The following is a 12,182-nucleotide window of genomic DNA, read 5'->3' on the forward strand; positions in this document are numbered from 1 at the left end:
TCGGTCCGGCGACGGCAGGGGCCCTCCGCGACCAAGGCCTCACGGGAACCGAGCAGGCTCACCCTGCGGGCACCCGCTTGCCCGTGCCGGAGTACGCAACCTGATCTGATCGGGGGACGGGGCGACAGGCGCAATGGTCAGCAGTAAGGCCCCTGGCCCGTGAGGGACGCGGCTACTCGCATCCATACGCCGAAGAGGCGGTACAGGGTGGGGAGTTGGCCTTCCGCCTGGACGGTCCTGCTGTCCACGGAGGTGACCGAGGGGATTCCCAGAAGTGTCGAAGCCACCGAGGCCGATTGCCAACGGACCCTGAGGGTGGACGAGTCCGAAGTCGCGGCGCGCCGGGGCGCTTTGCCCGTGTCGGAGAGACCGGCCGCGACCGCTTTCTCGATCGCCTGGCGGGCTTCCGCGGCCGGGCGCAGCTCCGCGGCGAAGCGGTCATGAGCGCTCTTCACGGCCACGGTGCTGACGGAATCGTCCCACGCCAAGGTCTCGGCGCAGGCGCTGTCGTCACCGGTGAGGGCCACCATGGGCACGCCGAGCGCCGCTGCGGTGGCGTGGGTCAGGCCGATCTCGCCCACCGGCATGCCGTCCAGCCATATGTCCTCGATCTCGTGCCCCATGAAGCTGTGGCTCAGCACGCCGAGCGTGCCGGCGCGAGAGTGGTAGCCGACGCAGATCATGGCGTCGTGCTCGGGGGTGAGGCCTTCGAGCATGCCCATGTGCTTGGGCTTGCCGCGGATGAGGCGGGCCTCCGGATGCAGCGTCTCGGGCACCAGATTGCGCATGGGGCCGTGGGCGTCGTTGACGACGATATCGGTGGCGCCCGCCGCCAGGGCACCGCGGACGGCGGCATTGACGTCCTCCGCCATCATCAGACGCCCGCGCTCGTAATCCCGCCCGCCCGGCTGGACGTCTTCGGCGTCGACGAGCCCCGTGATGCCTTCCATGTCCGCGCTGATATAGATCCGCACTTCGCATACTCCTCAACCGCAAGCCTCAAGCCTCAATTCCGACCGGTTGGGAGACGCCGAGCGTTCCTCAGCTGGTTCCTGAGCGCGGGCGTGGTGGTGGTTCCTGAGCGCGGGCAGGGCGGGAAGGAGCGGGCACGGTCCCTCGTGCCACGCGCCGAAACGCGCCGAAGTGCCCCAGGTAGACGAATGCCCCCTCGCACCGGAGTGGAGAGGGGGCGTGGTCTCGCGTTCGCGGGTCAGGACAGGGTGGCGGTGAGGGTGATCGTGGTGCCGGCGAGGGCCTGGCTCACCGGGCAGTTGACCTTGGCGTCCTCGGCCGCGGACTGGAAGGCGGACTCGTCGATGCCGGGCACCTGGCCCTCCACGGTGAGGTGGATTCCGGTGATGCCGGTGCCGGGCTGGAAGGTGACCGCGGCCTTCGTCGTGAGCCGCGTCGGTGGGTTGCCGGCCCCGGTGAGCGTGTTCGACAGGGCCATGGAGAAGCAACTGGAGTGGGCGGCCGCGATCAGTTCCTCGGGGCTGGTCTTCCCGTTGGGCTCCTCGGCGCGGGAAGCCCAGGTCACGGGGAAGTGACCGACTCCCGAGGAGTCGAGCGTGACCTCCCCCTGGCCCTTGAACAGCTCGCCCTCCCACTCGGTGTGAGCGTTGCGTGTGGTGGCCATGGTGACCCCTTTCCGTGTACGGATGACGTCGACTCTCCGATCGTCCGCCCCGGGGCGGTCCGCCCGGGTGTACGACGCGCCGCAGCATGCGGCTCGGCGGTCCGTCCGCAGCCGGGAGGCGTCGCCTGAGCAGGTCGCCTGAGCAGGTCGCCTGACCAGGAAGAACGTGGCTATCGCCGGTCTCCTGACCGGGAACGTTGCAGAGTACGTGGGGCGGCTTAGCCTTGGAGGTATTGCCACGCTTGCCCCGGCCCCCTGCCGCTGGGCGGCATCCGGCGGCGACTGCGGCAACCCGCACCGACCCGTGTCGAGCGGGTGGCCGGTGAGCAACGCCGACGAGAGGACAAGCCATGAGCCCCCTGACCCCAGACGAAAACGCTCCCCCGGCCGGAGAGGCTTCCGCCGACGGCACACAGTCCGCGGCGGAGGCGGCGGACACCCAGGCCGCCCTGGTCGAGCTCGCGGCCAGCGTGGCTCTGCTGCCGCAGGCGCCGCCGGCCGAGGGCGAGGAGGAACGTCCCGAGGGCGCCGTCTCCCTGCCGGTGATCGAACAGGACGGCAACCGATACGTCCCCGTCTTCACCACCGAGAATGCGCTGCTGACGGCCGGGGGCGACCTGGAGACCGCGCTCCGCATCCCTGTCGTCGACCTGGCCGCGAACTGGCCGGCGGACGACCTGTGGATGGCGGTCGACCCGTCTTCCGAGCAGGGCCTTGCCCTTCCCCCGGACCTGGTGCGGGCACTGCCGGTCTTCAGCCGGCACGCCGATGACGCGGTGGGCCGGGCGGGCGAGACCGGTGCGGAGGGGATGGAAGGCACGTAAGGCGTAAGGAGGCGGCGACGAAGAGCCTGGTCTGCCCCCGGGCCGGGTAGCCCGGGCCGGGTAGCCTGCGTCGTCCGCCGCGCAACGGGGGGGGAACGGCTGCCCCTGTCGGTGAGCGCACCGCCAGTTCCTGCACGCCGTCCTGGGACACTCCTGCCGACGGAGAACCGCCGCACGCCCGCCGAATGCGGGAGCGCGAGCAACGGCGGTGCGGCAGAATCGCACATATGCGCGTAGTGACTTTATGTGGTGGAGAGAGCTCCGAGCGGGATGTTTCGCTGGCCTCGGGCCGGTCGGTTGCCCAGGCATTGCTCGAGCGGGGTCACGAGGTGGTGCTGGTCGATCCGGCCGCGGCCGTGCCGGTCCTGGCCGGACCGCTGCATCCTGGTGACACGGTCGACGAAATCGGCGTCGCGAAGGAACCACCGTCCCTCTCCGATCAGCAGCAGTGGCGGCAGCGCATGTACGCGGCGCTGACGGCCGGTCCGGTCCTTGATCTCCTGCGCGGAGCGGAGGCCGTATTCCTGGCGCTGCACGGTGGCTGGGGTGAAGACGGGCATGTGCAGATGCTGCTGGAAATGGCAGGCATCCCGTTCACCGGGGCGGGCAGCGCGGCGTGTGCGGCGGCCTGGCACAAGGGCCGGGCGCAGGCGGTGCTCGGTGCGGCGGGGCTGCCCGTGGTCGAACGGGCGCTGTGGCGGCCCGGGGACGGAGGCGTGCCCGAGAACGTGGCACGACTGGTCGCGGCGGGTCCGGTGGTGGCAAAGCCGGCAGCGGACGGGTCGAGTGTGTCGGTGTACCGGGTCGACTCGCTGCCGCAACTGGGCCGGGTTGCCTCCGAGGTGCGCTCTCGTGGGGTCGAGCTGCTGGTGGAGCCGTTCCTGCCGGGGCGCGAGTTCACTGTGGCCGTGGTCGGTGACCAGGTGCTTCCGGTGGTCGAGATCGAGCTGACGACTCCGGTGTGGGACTACGCCGCCAAGTACCAGCCGGGAGCGGTGGGCGAGGTGTGCCCCGCGCGCGTCCCGGCGGCGTTCGCGTCCCGACTGCAGGAGGTGGCCCTGCACGCGCACCGGGCTTTGGGGTTCGACGGTGACTCCTACTCGCGCACCGACTTCCGCTGCGACAGTGGTGGCGAGCCGATGTGCCTCGAAGTGAACGCGCTCCCCGGCCTGACGGCAACGAGCCTCTTGCCGCTCGCGGCGACCGGGGCCGGCTGGACCTACCCCGACCTGGTCCAGCGCATCCTCGACCTCGCGATGCACTGAGCACCGGCCATGTCCGCCCGAACGGGGCAACCCCCGCGGGGGCGCACCCCCTCCGTGTACGTGCCGGTCTCCGGAGCGTCAGCCACGCTCCCGCGGGCCGTAGAGGGCGTGACCGCCGCCGGTACCAAGTGCCCAGTAGCGATCGCCGTAGGACCAATGCCACCACTCGGTCGGGTAGTTGACCATGCCTGCTGCGGTCAGGGCCTCGGTGAGGATCTTCCGATTGCCGCGCGCCTCAGCACTGATGTTGCATGCGGCCGTATAGCAGGCTCCCTTGCTCACTTCCGGGCTGGCATCCACCGGCGTTCCCATGTCGAGTTCCCGGCCTTCGGCGTCGACTAGAGTCACGTCGACGGCGGCACCGGCGCTGTGCGGGGCGATCTCCGGGGGAGACACGAACCGGCTTGCGGCAGCACGAACCTGCTCCGGGGACCAGCCGGGGTTGTCGTTCCGGAGCCCTTCGGCATACCGCTCGAAGTAGAAACTCTGCACCGCAGGCGGCCGGTACCCCTCGATGAACAGCAACCGGATGCCGTCCGGCAGAAACTTCCGGGCATCGAGAAGGCGGTTCAAGACCCCCTCGCGCACGTGCGCGAAGGCCCCGGCATCGTCTTGCTCACGAGCGTCGACGGGGAAGGGATCCTGACGTCGGACGTCAAGGAGTGGTTCGTCGCATTCCTTCACCGGTATGGCGGCAATCTTCGGATCTGACATCAAGACGATCTCGGTCATGGAGTGATCATTACGCACCGGCCTCGACGACGTCCGCTCAACCGCCTGATCAGAATCAGGCACCGGATGCGCCACCCTGTCCTGCCCCAACTCACCTGCCGAAACTCCTCACTTGAGACGCCCCGCGCCTCGTGCTGAAACGATCAGTAAGTGGCAGGATCAGGGCATGACCGATGACTTACCGGCCCGTGCGCGCGGTCTCTGGGAGTGGTTGGCGAAGACACCTGTGTCGTTCCCGTCGGGTGGCGGCGCCGTGATCGCTGTCTCTGCAGGGTCGCTGCTGTGCCCGCCCGCCTGGGCGGGGGTCGTGAGACTGGGCGATGCGGCGGTGATCACGGTGCCGGACAAAGCCCAGGCGCTGTTGTTCCGTCGTGCGGTGGTGGACACGCCGGTTGAGTCCCTGATGCGCCCCGGCACACTCCGGGCGTTGCTGCCGGTGGTCGATGTGCTCGGCCCCGCCGTACTGGCCTACCTCTCGAAGGACGACTTCCGACCTGCGGATGATGGTGCAGCGATCACGTGTTTGCCGCCAGGCCATGATGACCTTCGGGCGTTGGCAGAGTCGGTGGGACCGGAGGATGCGGCCGAGAGCGGCATCGATGAGGTCGACTCCCCGGTGTTCGTGGTGCGCGACGGACCCGCAGCCGTAGCCGCTGCGGGATATCAGAGGTGGCCGGCGTCGACCGCGCACCTGTGTGTGCTGACTGCTCCGCAACGGAGAGGGCGCAGTCTGGCGCGGCAGGTGGCCTCCGAGGCGGTGGCCCACGCGCTCGACGCCGGGCTGTTGCCGCAGTGGCGTGCGCGTCCCGAGGCCTCCCGGCGGGTGGCGGCCGCGCTCGGATTCCGGGAGATCGGCGGTCAGTTGAGTGTGCGACTGGGAATCGATCAGGGCGTGTGACGAGAGTCGGTCAAGTCGGTTCGGTTCATCGGGTTCAGGGGATCAAGCCGGGCTTGGTGGGGGCCGCGGTTCCCGCCTACTGGCATCGATGTGGGAAGGGCGGGGACGGTGGAAGGGGCGGGAGCGATGGAACGGACGGAAATGGTGAAACGGGCGGAGACGGTGGGACGGGCGGAAACGGTGGATGTTCGCGTGCAGAACCGGGTTTCGGCATACGCCATCGCGGTGGAGGAAGACCGGTTGCTCTTGGCCCGCTTGTCTGACGCGTCACCGGTCTTCAGGCCAGGGCTGTGGCACCTGCCGGGCGGCGGAATCGACCCCGGCGAGCAGCCGGTGGAGGCTCTGGGCCGTGAGCTCCGGGAGGAGACCGGGCTCGAACTCACCACTGCTCAACTGCTCGACGCGCGGACCTACGCAGCTCAGCGGCGCGGAGTGAGCTGGCACCTCACCGCACTGTTCTACGCCGTCGGCCTCAGGCCCGGCGCGCCCTCGGTGACCGAGATCGGCGGTTCCACCGAAGCGGCGGTCTGGACTCCCGTGGCGGACCTGCACGACTCCGCACTGTCGCCACCGACCGCGGATGCTCTCCGCCTGTTCGTGCCCAAGATCCGGAGTGGGAGTGCCGGTCACAGCCAAGACCATGGCTTGCCGCACGGCAGCGGCCTTGGCTCCGGGCCGGCCTCAGCCGATTCCCCATAGAGAGGCCCCCAAGCTCCCCAGGCGCCCCAAGCACCCCAGCCCGCAAGCCCTCTCCCCTCCGGTAGTGATAACCCCCGCCCGGACCGGGGGCGGACCGGCCGTCGACGCGGGGGTGAGCCGGCTATCCGGGCGGGGGTGGACCAGCCATGCCGGACGGGGGCGGACCGGCTGTCGAGGCGGGCGCGCCGTCACAAGACTCCTCCGTATGACGACGAGGCTTGAGACCCCTTCCCCGCCCGCCGCTGCGGCGGCACCCGTCGGCAGCGACTTTGCGCGGCTGTCGCGGCGCATCGTCGCCGCCGGGCTGTTGAAGCGCCGGCCCAGGTACTACGCGGTGCGGCTGTCGGCCGTGAGCGCGGCGTTCGCCGGGGGCTGGGTGGTGTTCTTCGCGCTGGGCGACAGTTGGTGGCAACTGGCCGTGGCCGTGTTCCTGGCGTTCGTCTTCGGGCAGATGGCGCTGGTCACCCATGATGTGGCGCATATGCAGGTGTTCCGGCGGCGTCGGCCCAGTGGGGTCGGGGGGCGGCTGTTCGGCAACCTGGGGGTGGGGATGTCGTACGGCTGGTGGATGGACAAGCACACCCGGCACCACGCCAACCCCAACCATGAGGAGCTGGACCCGGATGTCGCGCCGGACATCCTGGTGTGGTCGCAGGACCAGGCGCAGGCCGCCACGGGGCTGCCCCGCTTCATCGGCCGTTATCAGGCGCAGTTGTTCTTCCCGTTGCTGACGCTGGAAGGGTTCAATCTGCGGGTGGCGAGCATCCGCGCGCTGCGGTCGCCCACCATGAAGCACTGGGGCAGCGAGGCGGCGCTGCTGCTGACGCATATCGGCCTGTATCTCGCCGCGCTGTTCCTGGTGCTGTCCCCCGGTAAGGCGCTTGCCTTCCTCCTCGTCCACCAGGCCGTCTTCGGTGTGTATCTGGGGTCCACCTTTGCACCCAACCACAAGGGGATGCCGACGCTGAAGGGCGACGCCCGGCCGGACTTCCTGCGCCGTCAGGTGCTGACCTCGCGCAACATCCGGGGCGGGGTGATGACCGACTTCCTTCTCGGCGGGCTCAACTACCAGATCGAGCACCACCTCTTCCCCAGCATGCCGACGCCGCATCTGCGCCGCGCACAGGAGATCGTGCGCGCCTACTGCGCCGAGATCGGGGTCCCGTACCACGAGACGGGGCTGATCAGGTCGTACGCGGAGGCGCTGCGGCACTTGCGGCGGGCGGGGGAACCTCTTCGGAGTTCGCGGGCGTAGGCACAGTTGTCGTGGCAGTGGGGGCAGCCGTGTCCGCCGTGGCGGTGGGAGCAGCCGTGTCCGCCGTGGCGGTGGGAGCAGCCGCGTCCGTCGTGGCGGTGGTGGCAGCCGCGTCCGCCGTGGCCGCGGTCTCCGCCTCCACCTCCGTCTGCCGTGCCGTACGCCGGGCCGCCATGAAGGCATAGACCAGGATGCCGGCGAACAGGAAGAGCACGCCCTGGTAGATCGCGGCGTAGCCGGCGCCGGCGACGAGCCAGAAGGTGAAGCCGAAGGCGGCCAGGGCGAGGGTCAGGTCGCGGGCGAAGCGGGCGGGGCGGACCTGGTCGCGGCGGCCGGTGAGCAGGAAGTAGACCTGGGCGCCGGCGGCGAGGAGGTAGGGGACGGTCGCCGAGAAGGTGGTGATCAGGACGAGGATCTCGAAGACGCCGCCGGACCCGATGAGGTAGTTGATCACCGTGAGGGCACTGGCCAGCACACCGGCGGCCAGGACGCCGAAGGTCGGGACACCGCGCCGCTTGGTCAGGAACGGCGCGGGGAAGAGCCCGTCCTTGGCGGCGGCGTACGGGGACTGGGCGCTCATCAGGGTCCAGCCGTTGAGGGCACCGATGATCGAGACGACGGCGGCGAGCGCGACGACCGTGCCGCCCCAGTGTCCGCCGAACATGGCGTTCACCGCGTCGGAGAACGGCGCCTGGGACTTCACCAGCTTGTCGTGGGCGACGGTGCCGAAGACGGCGACGGTGCCCAGGAGGTAGACGACGGCGGAGCCGATGGTGCCGAGGACGGTGGCCCGGCCGACGTTCCGCTCCGGGTCGCGGACCTCGCCCGCGCTCATCGCGGCGGACTCCACACCGACGTAGGAGTAGAGGAGGATCGCGGCGGCCGCGGACATCCCGCCGGCCGCGCTGCCGCTGCCTTCGTGGAACGGGCCGAGGTTGGCCGGGTCGAAGAAGAACAGGCCGACGACGGCGATGAAGAGGAGCGGGATGAACTTGAGGACGGTAGAGATCGTCTGGACCAGGCCGACGTAGCGGGTGCCGGCGAAGTTGGCGACGGCCGGCAGCCAGAGCGCGCCGAGAGCGATCGCGAGGTCGGCGCCGCGGGAGGGGTGGCCGGGGAGGAGGACGTGGACGTAGCCGACGATGGCGACCGCGAGCGCCGCGTTGCTGACCCAGGTCATGGTCCAGTACGACCAGGCGGAGAGGAATCCGGCGAAGTCGCCGAACGCCTCGCGCGCGTAGACGTAGGGGCCTCCGGTGTCCGGGTGGCGCTCGGCGAGCCGCCCGAAGACCAGGGCGAGCGCCAGGGCGCCGATGGTCAGCGCGCCGAAGGCGACCAGGCTGACGGTGCCGAACGGGGCGACCGAAGCCGGCAGCAGAAAGATGCCGCCACCGATGATGTTTCCCATCACCAGGCAGGTGGCGGTGAACAGGCTCATCCGAAACGGTGACTTGGCTTGCGTGTGCAGGTCAGAGCCGGTCTCGGGGTGCTGAGCGGCAGGGCTGCGGTGCATGTGGGGCGCATCTCTCGTCGTGCCGGGCCGTCCGGTGCGCCGGACTGGTGCACATGGTCACCGGATCGGCGGCACGCTTCAAAATCGCCGTGAATACTCCCGCCACAGGGGCTCGCCGCTGAAAGATCTGCGGTCTTGCGGGTGGAGGGCAGGACCACATAGGGCAAGCCCACTTATTGCGTAGCATGTGCAATAACCATCACTGTGCAATGAGGCTATTGCCCCGGCCGCAGTGTGCGAGAGGAGAACGGCATGGGTGGGACACCCGTGGTGCTGGGCATCGAGTCGTCCTGTGACGAGACGGGCGCCGGCCTGGTGCAAAACGGCCGGCTCCTGGGGCACGCCGTGGCGTCGAGCATGGACGAGCACACCCGGTTCGGCGGCGTGGTGCCGGAGATCGCCGCCCGCGCCCATGTCCACTCGTTCACCCCGGTGGTGCACCGGGCACTGGAGGAGGCCGGGCTGCGGATGTCCGATGTCGGGGCGGTCGCGGTGACGACCGGGCCGGGGCTTTCCGGTGCGCTCCAGGTCGGGCTGGCCGGGGCGAAGAGTCTGGCGTACGCGCTGGACGTGCCGCTGTACGGGGTGCACCACCTGGCGGGCCATGTCGCGGCGGACACCCTGGAGCACGGTCCGCTGCCCGACCCCTGTGTGGTGCTGATCGTCTCCGGCGGCCACACCTCGCTGCTGCTCGTCCGTGACCTGGCCCGCGATCCGATCGTGCACCTCGGCGACACCCTGGACGACGCCGCCGGCGAGTGCTTCGACAAGGTCGCCCGGGTCTTCGGGCTCCCCTACCCCGGCGGGCCGGCCATCGACCGGACGGCGCGCGAGGGCGACCCTGGCGCCGTGCGGTTTCCCCGTCCGCTGACCGGGCCGCGTGATGATCCGTACGGCTTCTCGTTCTCGGGGCTGAAGACCGCCGCCGCGCGGTGGGCGGAGCGGCACCGCGGGCAGGCGCTGCCGGTGGCGGACGGCGCGGCCGGGCTGCAGGAGGCGGTCGCCGATGTCCTGACCCGCAAGGCGGTGGCCGCCTGCACCGCCCACGGCGTCGGCACCCTTGTCGTGGTGGGCGGGGTCGCCGCCAACTCCCGGGTCCGGAGCCTGACGGAGGAGCGCTGCGCCGCCGCCGGGATCACCCTGCGGGTGCCGCCGCTGCGGCTGTGCACCGACAACGGCGCGATGATCGCCGCCATCGGGGACCTGCTGGTCGCGGCGGGCGCCGCACCGGCCCCGCTGGATGTCTCGATCGATCCGTCGGCGCCCCTGGAGTACGCCGCGCTGCACCCGGTCGCCCGTACAGCCGCCGTGCGCGTACCCGCCTGACCACTGCTGTCACGTACCCGCCTGACCACTGCTGTGCACGTCCCCGCCTGGCCGCTACGGACGGGCCGGGGGCGCATCCGGCGGGCTCCGGCGCGCGCCGGCGGGGGGGCGAGAGCCGACGGGCGGCGGCGGAACTGACGGGCGGCGGCGGAACGGACCGGCAGGGCCCGGCGGTGATCAGCCGTCCGCGGACGTAGTGAGTCCGGCCAGCGCCCGCGACAGGGCGGTCAACGCCCGGGTGACGTGCGGGAGTTCCAGCGGGTCCGGCGCGGCCAGGACGCGTTGCCGCAGCTCCAGGTCGGCGCCGAGCAGTGCCTCGGCGCCGAGGCGTACCCGCAGGGCGCCCGGCGCGTCCCCGAAGCGGTGTCCGCCGCGCGCCCCCCAGGGCGCCAACTTCCGCTCCAGTGCGCGGGATTCCACGGTCCCGCGGGCCGCCATCGGCCTGCGCAGCGGTTCGAGGTCGGCGTAGAGATGGCTGCCGGAGTGCGGCGGGCGGCAGAGGGCGCCGGCCTCGGTGACGGTGTGGTGGAGCGCCGCGGCGAGCATGCCGTAGAGCCGGGCGGCGGCGGCTGTACGGGCGCGCACCTCGTCGGGTTCGCCGAGCGCATGGGTGACGGCGCAGCCGACCGGCCCCGCAATCGGCACCGGGACCGCGGTGAGCGCGTCCAGTGCGGCGGCCCGCAGAACGGCTCCGCGCTCGGTGCCGGGGAAACGGGCCAGCGCGGCCGGCCAGGAGGCGGGTACCAGCGTGGCCCGCAGATCGGTGAGCACCACGACCTCGCCGGGCAGCATCTCGGCGGGGCTGAGCAGCACGGTGTCATGCGGATCGTGCACCAGATCGCGGCGTGTCTCGTCGCTGATGATCCACAGCCCTTCCTGCGCCGCTGCCTCACAGACCTCGTGCAGTTGCTCGGGCGCGGGGCAGGTGCCGGTCGGATCGTCGGCGACGGACAGGACCAGGACGCGCGGGCTGTCGCCGTGCATCCGGGCCCGGCGGACGGTCTCCAGCAGCGCGAACGGGTCGGGCACGCCGCCCGACTCCGCCGGTACGGGCGCGAGGTGCACCGGCCGCCCGAGCTGCCGGGCGGGCGGTGCGTACCACTCGGAGCAGGGCCGCGGCAGCACCACCGCCCCGTCCGTCGCGGCGTACAGCGCGAGGAGCAGGGCCGGCGCCCCGGGGGCGGCGAGGGCCAGGTCGGGGGTGGTGACCAGGCCGCGGCGTTCCCAGTAGCCGCAGGCGGCGGTGCGCAGGGCCGCGCTGCCGCCGGGCGGCTCGGCTTCGGTACGGTCCGCCGCCGCGGAGAGGTGCGCGGCGAGCGCCGGCAGGACCGGCAGACCCACCGGCGGATCCGGTTCCGGCTCCCGCTGCGGATCCGGGGCGGTCCGCTGCATCCGTACCTCCACTCCACGACGGCGGGTCGATCGTGGGCCCCTCGCCTGGGGAAAACGGCCCAGGACACCTGCTGGGGCGGCCCCGTCCACCTTGGCAGATCGCGGGGGTGGCGGCCGGGCGACACGTCAGCGCGCGACGGGACCCGCGCTCATTGCGCCGGGCGCGCCGCGGCGGGCTCGTAGCGATGCACCGTCACCACCTCACCGCCGTCCCACTCCTGCCGTTCGGTGGCACGGCGGGTCCAGCCCAGCCGCTCGTAAAGGCCGATGGCCGCGGTGTCGGTAGCCTTCACCTCCAGTACGGGGCGCAGTCCACGGGCGGCCGCCGCCGTCTCGACGGTGCGCAGCAGCCGTCCGCCGAGGCCCGCGCCGCGGGCGGCGGGTGCGACACACAGCCGGCTGACCTCGTGGCCGCACAGGGCCACGTGGCCGACGACCGTACCGTCGGTCTCGGCGACCCAGGCGGCGGTCAGTCCGTCGGGGGTCAGCCAGCGCGCAGGGTCATCCGGCCAGTGGTGCGGATAGCCGCTGTGGGTGTGCACCTCGGCTAGGAGCGCCACACAGGCGTCGAGGTCGCTGTCGCGCCGTTTCCTGATCATCTCGACAGCGAAGCACGGATGACCGGGGCGGGAGTGGCCGGGG

At 71.3% G+C, this 12,182-nt stretch carries 12 protein-coding genes; 6 read left to right on the forward strand and 6 right to left on the reverse strand.

Annotation, left to right across the window (positions count from 1 at the left end; all coding sequences use genetic code 11):
- Positions 1-137: 137 nt before the first annotated feature.
- On the reverse strand, positions 138-974 hold the full coding sequence (locus D9V36_RS08425; RefSeq protein ID WP_129293199.1) for a M55 family metallopeptidase: 837 nt from the start codon (positions 972-974) through the stop codon (positions 138-140).
- A 236-nt stretch (positions 975-1,210) separates the two neighbouring features.
- Entirely contained in the window at positions 1,211-1,636 is a 426-nt protein-coding gene (locus D9V36_RS08430) for an OsmC family protein (RefSeq protein WP_129293200.1), read from the reverse strand.
- Positions 1,637-1,986: 350 nt separating this feature from the next.
- Between D9V36_RS08430 and D9V36_RS08435 the strand changes: the two genes are divergently transcribed.
- Both D9V36_RS08435 and D9V36_RS08440 read left to right on the forward strand, forming a co-directional pair.
- On the forward strand, positions 1,987-2,460 hold the full coding sequence (locus D9V36_RS08435) for an SseB family protein (RefSeq protein WP_129293201.1): 474 nt from the start codon (positions 1,987-1,989) through the stop codon (positions 2,458-2,460).
- A 227-nt stretch (positions 2,461-2,687) separates the two neighbouring features.
- Positions 2,688-3,725, forward strand: a complete 1,038-nt coding sequence (locus tag D9V36_RS08440) for a D-alanine--D-alanine ligase family protein (protein WP_129293202.1) — start codon at positions 2,688-2,690, stop codon at positions 3,723-3,725.
- A 78-nt stretch (positions 3,726-3,803) separates the two neighbouring features.
- Here D9V36_RS08440 and D9V36_RS08445 read toward each other — a convergent pair whose 3' ends face one another.
- Positions 3,804-4,457 carry a M15 family metallopeptidase gene (locus tag D9V36_RS08445; protein ID WP_129293203.1) on the reverse strand — a complete coding sequence of 218 codons (654 nt, stop codon included), beginning with the start codon at positions 4,455-4,457 and terminating at the stop codon, positions 3,804-3,806.
- 166 nt (positions 4,458-4,623) lie between these two features.
- On the opposite strand from D9V36_RS08445, the gene D9V36_RS08450 reads away from it, so the two are divergent.
- The 3 genes from D9V36_RS08450 to D9V36_RS08465 all read left to right on the forward strand — a co-directional run bounded on the left by D9V36_RS08450 (position 4,624) and on the right by D9V36_RS08465 (position 7,309).
- Positions 4,624-5,355, forward strand: coding sequence for a GNAT family N-acetyltransferase (locus D9V36_RS08450; protein ID WP_129293204.1), 732 nt, complete (start codon positions 4,624-4,626; stop codon positions 5,353-5,355).
- A gap of 126 nt (positions 5,356-5,481) precedes the next feature.
- The gene (locus D9V36_RS08460; RefSeq protein ID WP_241720757.1) at positions 5,482-6,054 is read left to right on the forward strand and encodes an NUDIX hydrolase; all 573 of its coding nucleotides are present in this window, start codon (positions 5,482-5,484) and stop codon (positions 6,052-6,054) included.
- Between the two features lie 205 nt (positions 6,055-6,259).
- Positions 6,260-7,309 carry a fatty acid desaturase family protein gene (locus D9V36_RS08465; RefSeq protein WP_129293207.1) on the forward strand — a complete coding sequence of 350 codons (1,050 nt, stop codon included), beginning with the start codon at positions 6,260-6,262 and terminating at the stop codon, positions 7,307-7,309.
- Here the strand turns inward: D9V36_RS08465 and D9V36_RS08470 are convergent.
- Positions 7,239-8,747 carry an amino acid permease gene (locus tag D9V36_RS08470; RefSeq protein ID WP_129293208.1) on the reverse strand — a complete coding sequence of 503 codons (1,509 nt, stop codon included), beginning with the start codon at positions 8,745-8,747 and terminating at the stop codon, positions 7,239-7,241. The genes D9V36_RS08465 and D9V36_RS08470 overlap by 71 nt on opposite strands.
- Positions 8,748-9,074: 327 nt before the next feature.
- Here D9V36_RS08470 and tsaD point away from each other — a divergent pair, with 327 nt between their 5' ends.
- Positions 9,075-10,148 (forward strand): tRNA (adenosine(37)-N6)-threonylcarbamoyltransferase complex transferase subunit TsaD, encoded by a 1,074-nt coding sequence (gene tsaD / locus D9V36_RS08475; protein ID WP_129293209.1) that lies wholly within the window; start codon positions 9,075-9,077, stop codon positions 10,146-10,148.
- 177 nt (positions 10,149-10,325) lie between these two features.
- Here the strand turns inward: tsaD and D9V36_RS08480 are convergent, their stop codons facing one another.
- Both D9V36_RS08480 and D9V36_RS08485 read right to left on the reverse strand, forming a co-directional pair.
- Entirely contained in the window at positions 10,326-11,540 is a 1,215-nt protein-coding gene (locus tag D9V36_RS08480; protein ID WP_129293210.1) for an aminotransferase class I/II-fold pyridoxal phosphate-dependent enzyme, read from the reverse strand.
- 149 nt (positions 11,541-11,689) lie between these two features.
- Complete coding sequence (locus D9V36_RS08485; protein ID WP_129293211.1) at positions 11,690-12,139, reverse strand: GNAT family N-acetyltransferase; 450 nt, start codon at positions 12,137-12,139, stop codon at positions 11,690-11,692.
- Positions 12,140-12,182: the final 43 nt, after the last annotated feature.

The organism is Streptomyces lydicus (assembly GCF_004125265.1).
In the GTDB taxonomy this organism is placed as follows: Bacteria; Actinomycetota; Actinomycetes; order Streptomycetales; family Streptomycetaceae; genus Streptomyces; species Streptomyces lydicus_C.

Coding starts and splice junctions, on each gene's coding strand:
- D9V36_RS08485 (WP_129293211.1), bottom strand. CDS start 12,139: ATGATCAGGAAACGGCGCGACAGCGACCTCGACGCCTGTGTGGCGCTC.
- D9V36_RS08435 (WP_129293201.1), top strand. CDS start 1,987: ATGAGCCCCCTGACCCCAGACGAAAACGCTCCCCCGGCCGGAGAGGCT.
- D9V36_RS08450 (WP_129293204.1), top strand. CDS start 4,624: ATGACCGATGACTTACCGGCCCGTGCGCGCGGTCTCTGGGAGTGGTTG.
- D9V36_RS08465 (WP_129293207.1), top strand. CDS start 6,260: ATGACGACGAGGCTTGAGACCCCTTCCCCGCCCGCCGCTGCGGCGGCA.
- D9V36_RS08430 (WP_129293200.1), bottom strand. CDS start 1,636: ATGGCCACCACACGCAACGCTCACACCGAGTGGGAGGGCGAGCTGTTC.
- D9V36_RS08445 (WP_129293203.1), bottom strand. CDS start 4,457: ATGACCGAGATCGTCTTGATGTCAGATCCGAAGATTGCCGCCATACCG.
- D9V36_RS08480 (WP_129293210.1), bottom strand. CDS start 11,540: ATGCAGCGGACCGCCCCGGATCCGCAGCGGGAGCCGGAACCGGATCCG.
- D9V36_RS08460 (WP_241720757.1), top strand. CDS start 5,482: ATGGAACGGACGGAAATGGTGAAACGGGCGGAGACGGTGGGACGGGCG.
- tsaD (WP_129293209.1), top strand. CDS start 9,075: ATGGGTGGGACACCCGTGGTGCTGGGCATCGAGTCGTCCTGTGACGAG.
- D9V36_RS08470 (WP_129293208.1), bottom strand. CDS start 8,747: ATGAGCCTGTTCACCGCCACCTGCCTGGTGATGGGAAACATCATCGGT.
- D9V36_RS08440 (WP_129293202.1), top strand. CDS start 2,688: ATGCGCGTAGTGACTTTATGTGGTGGAGAGAGCTCCGAGCGGGATGTT.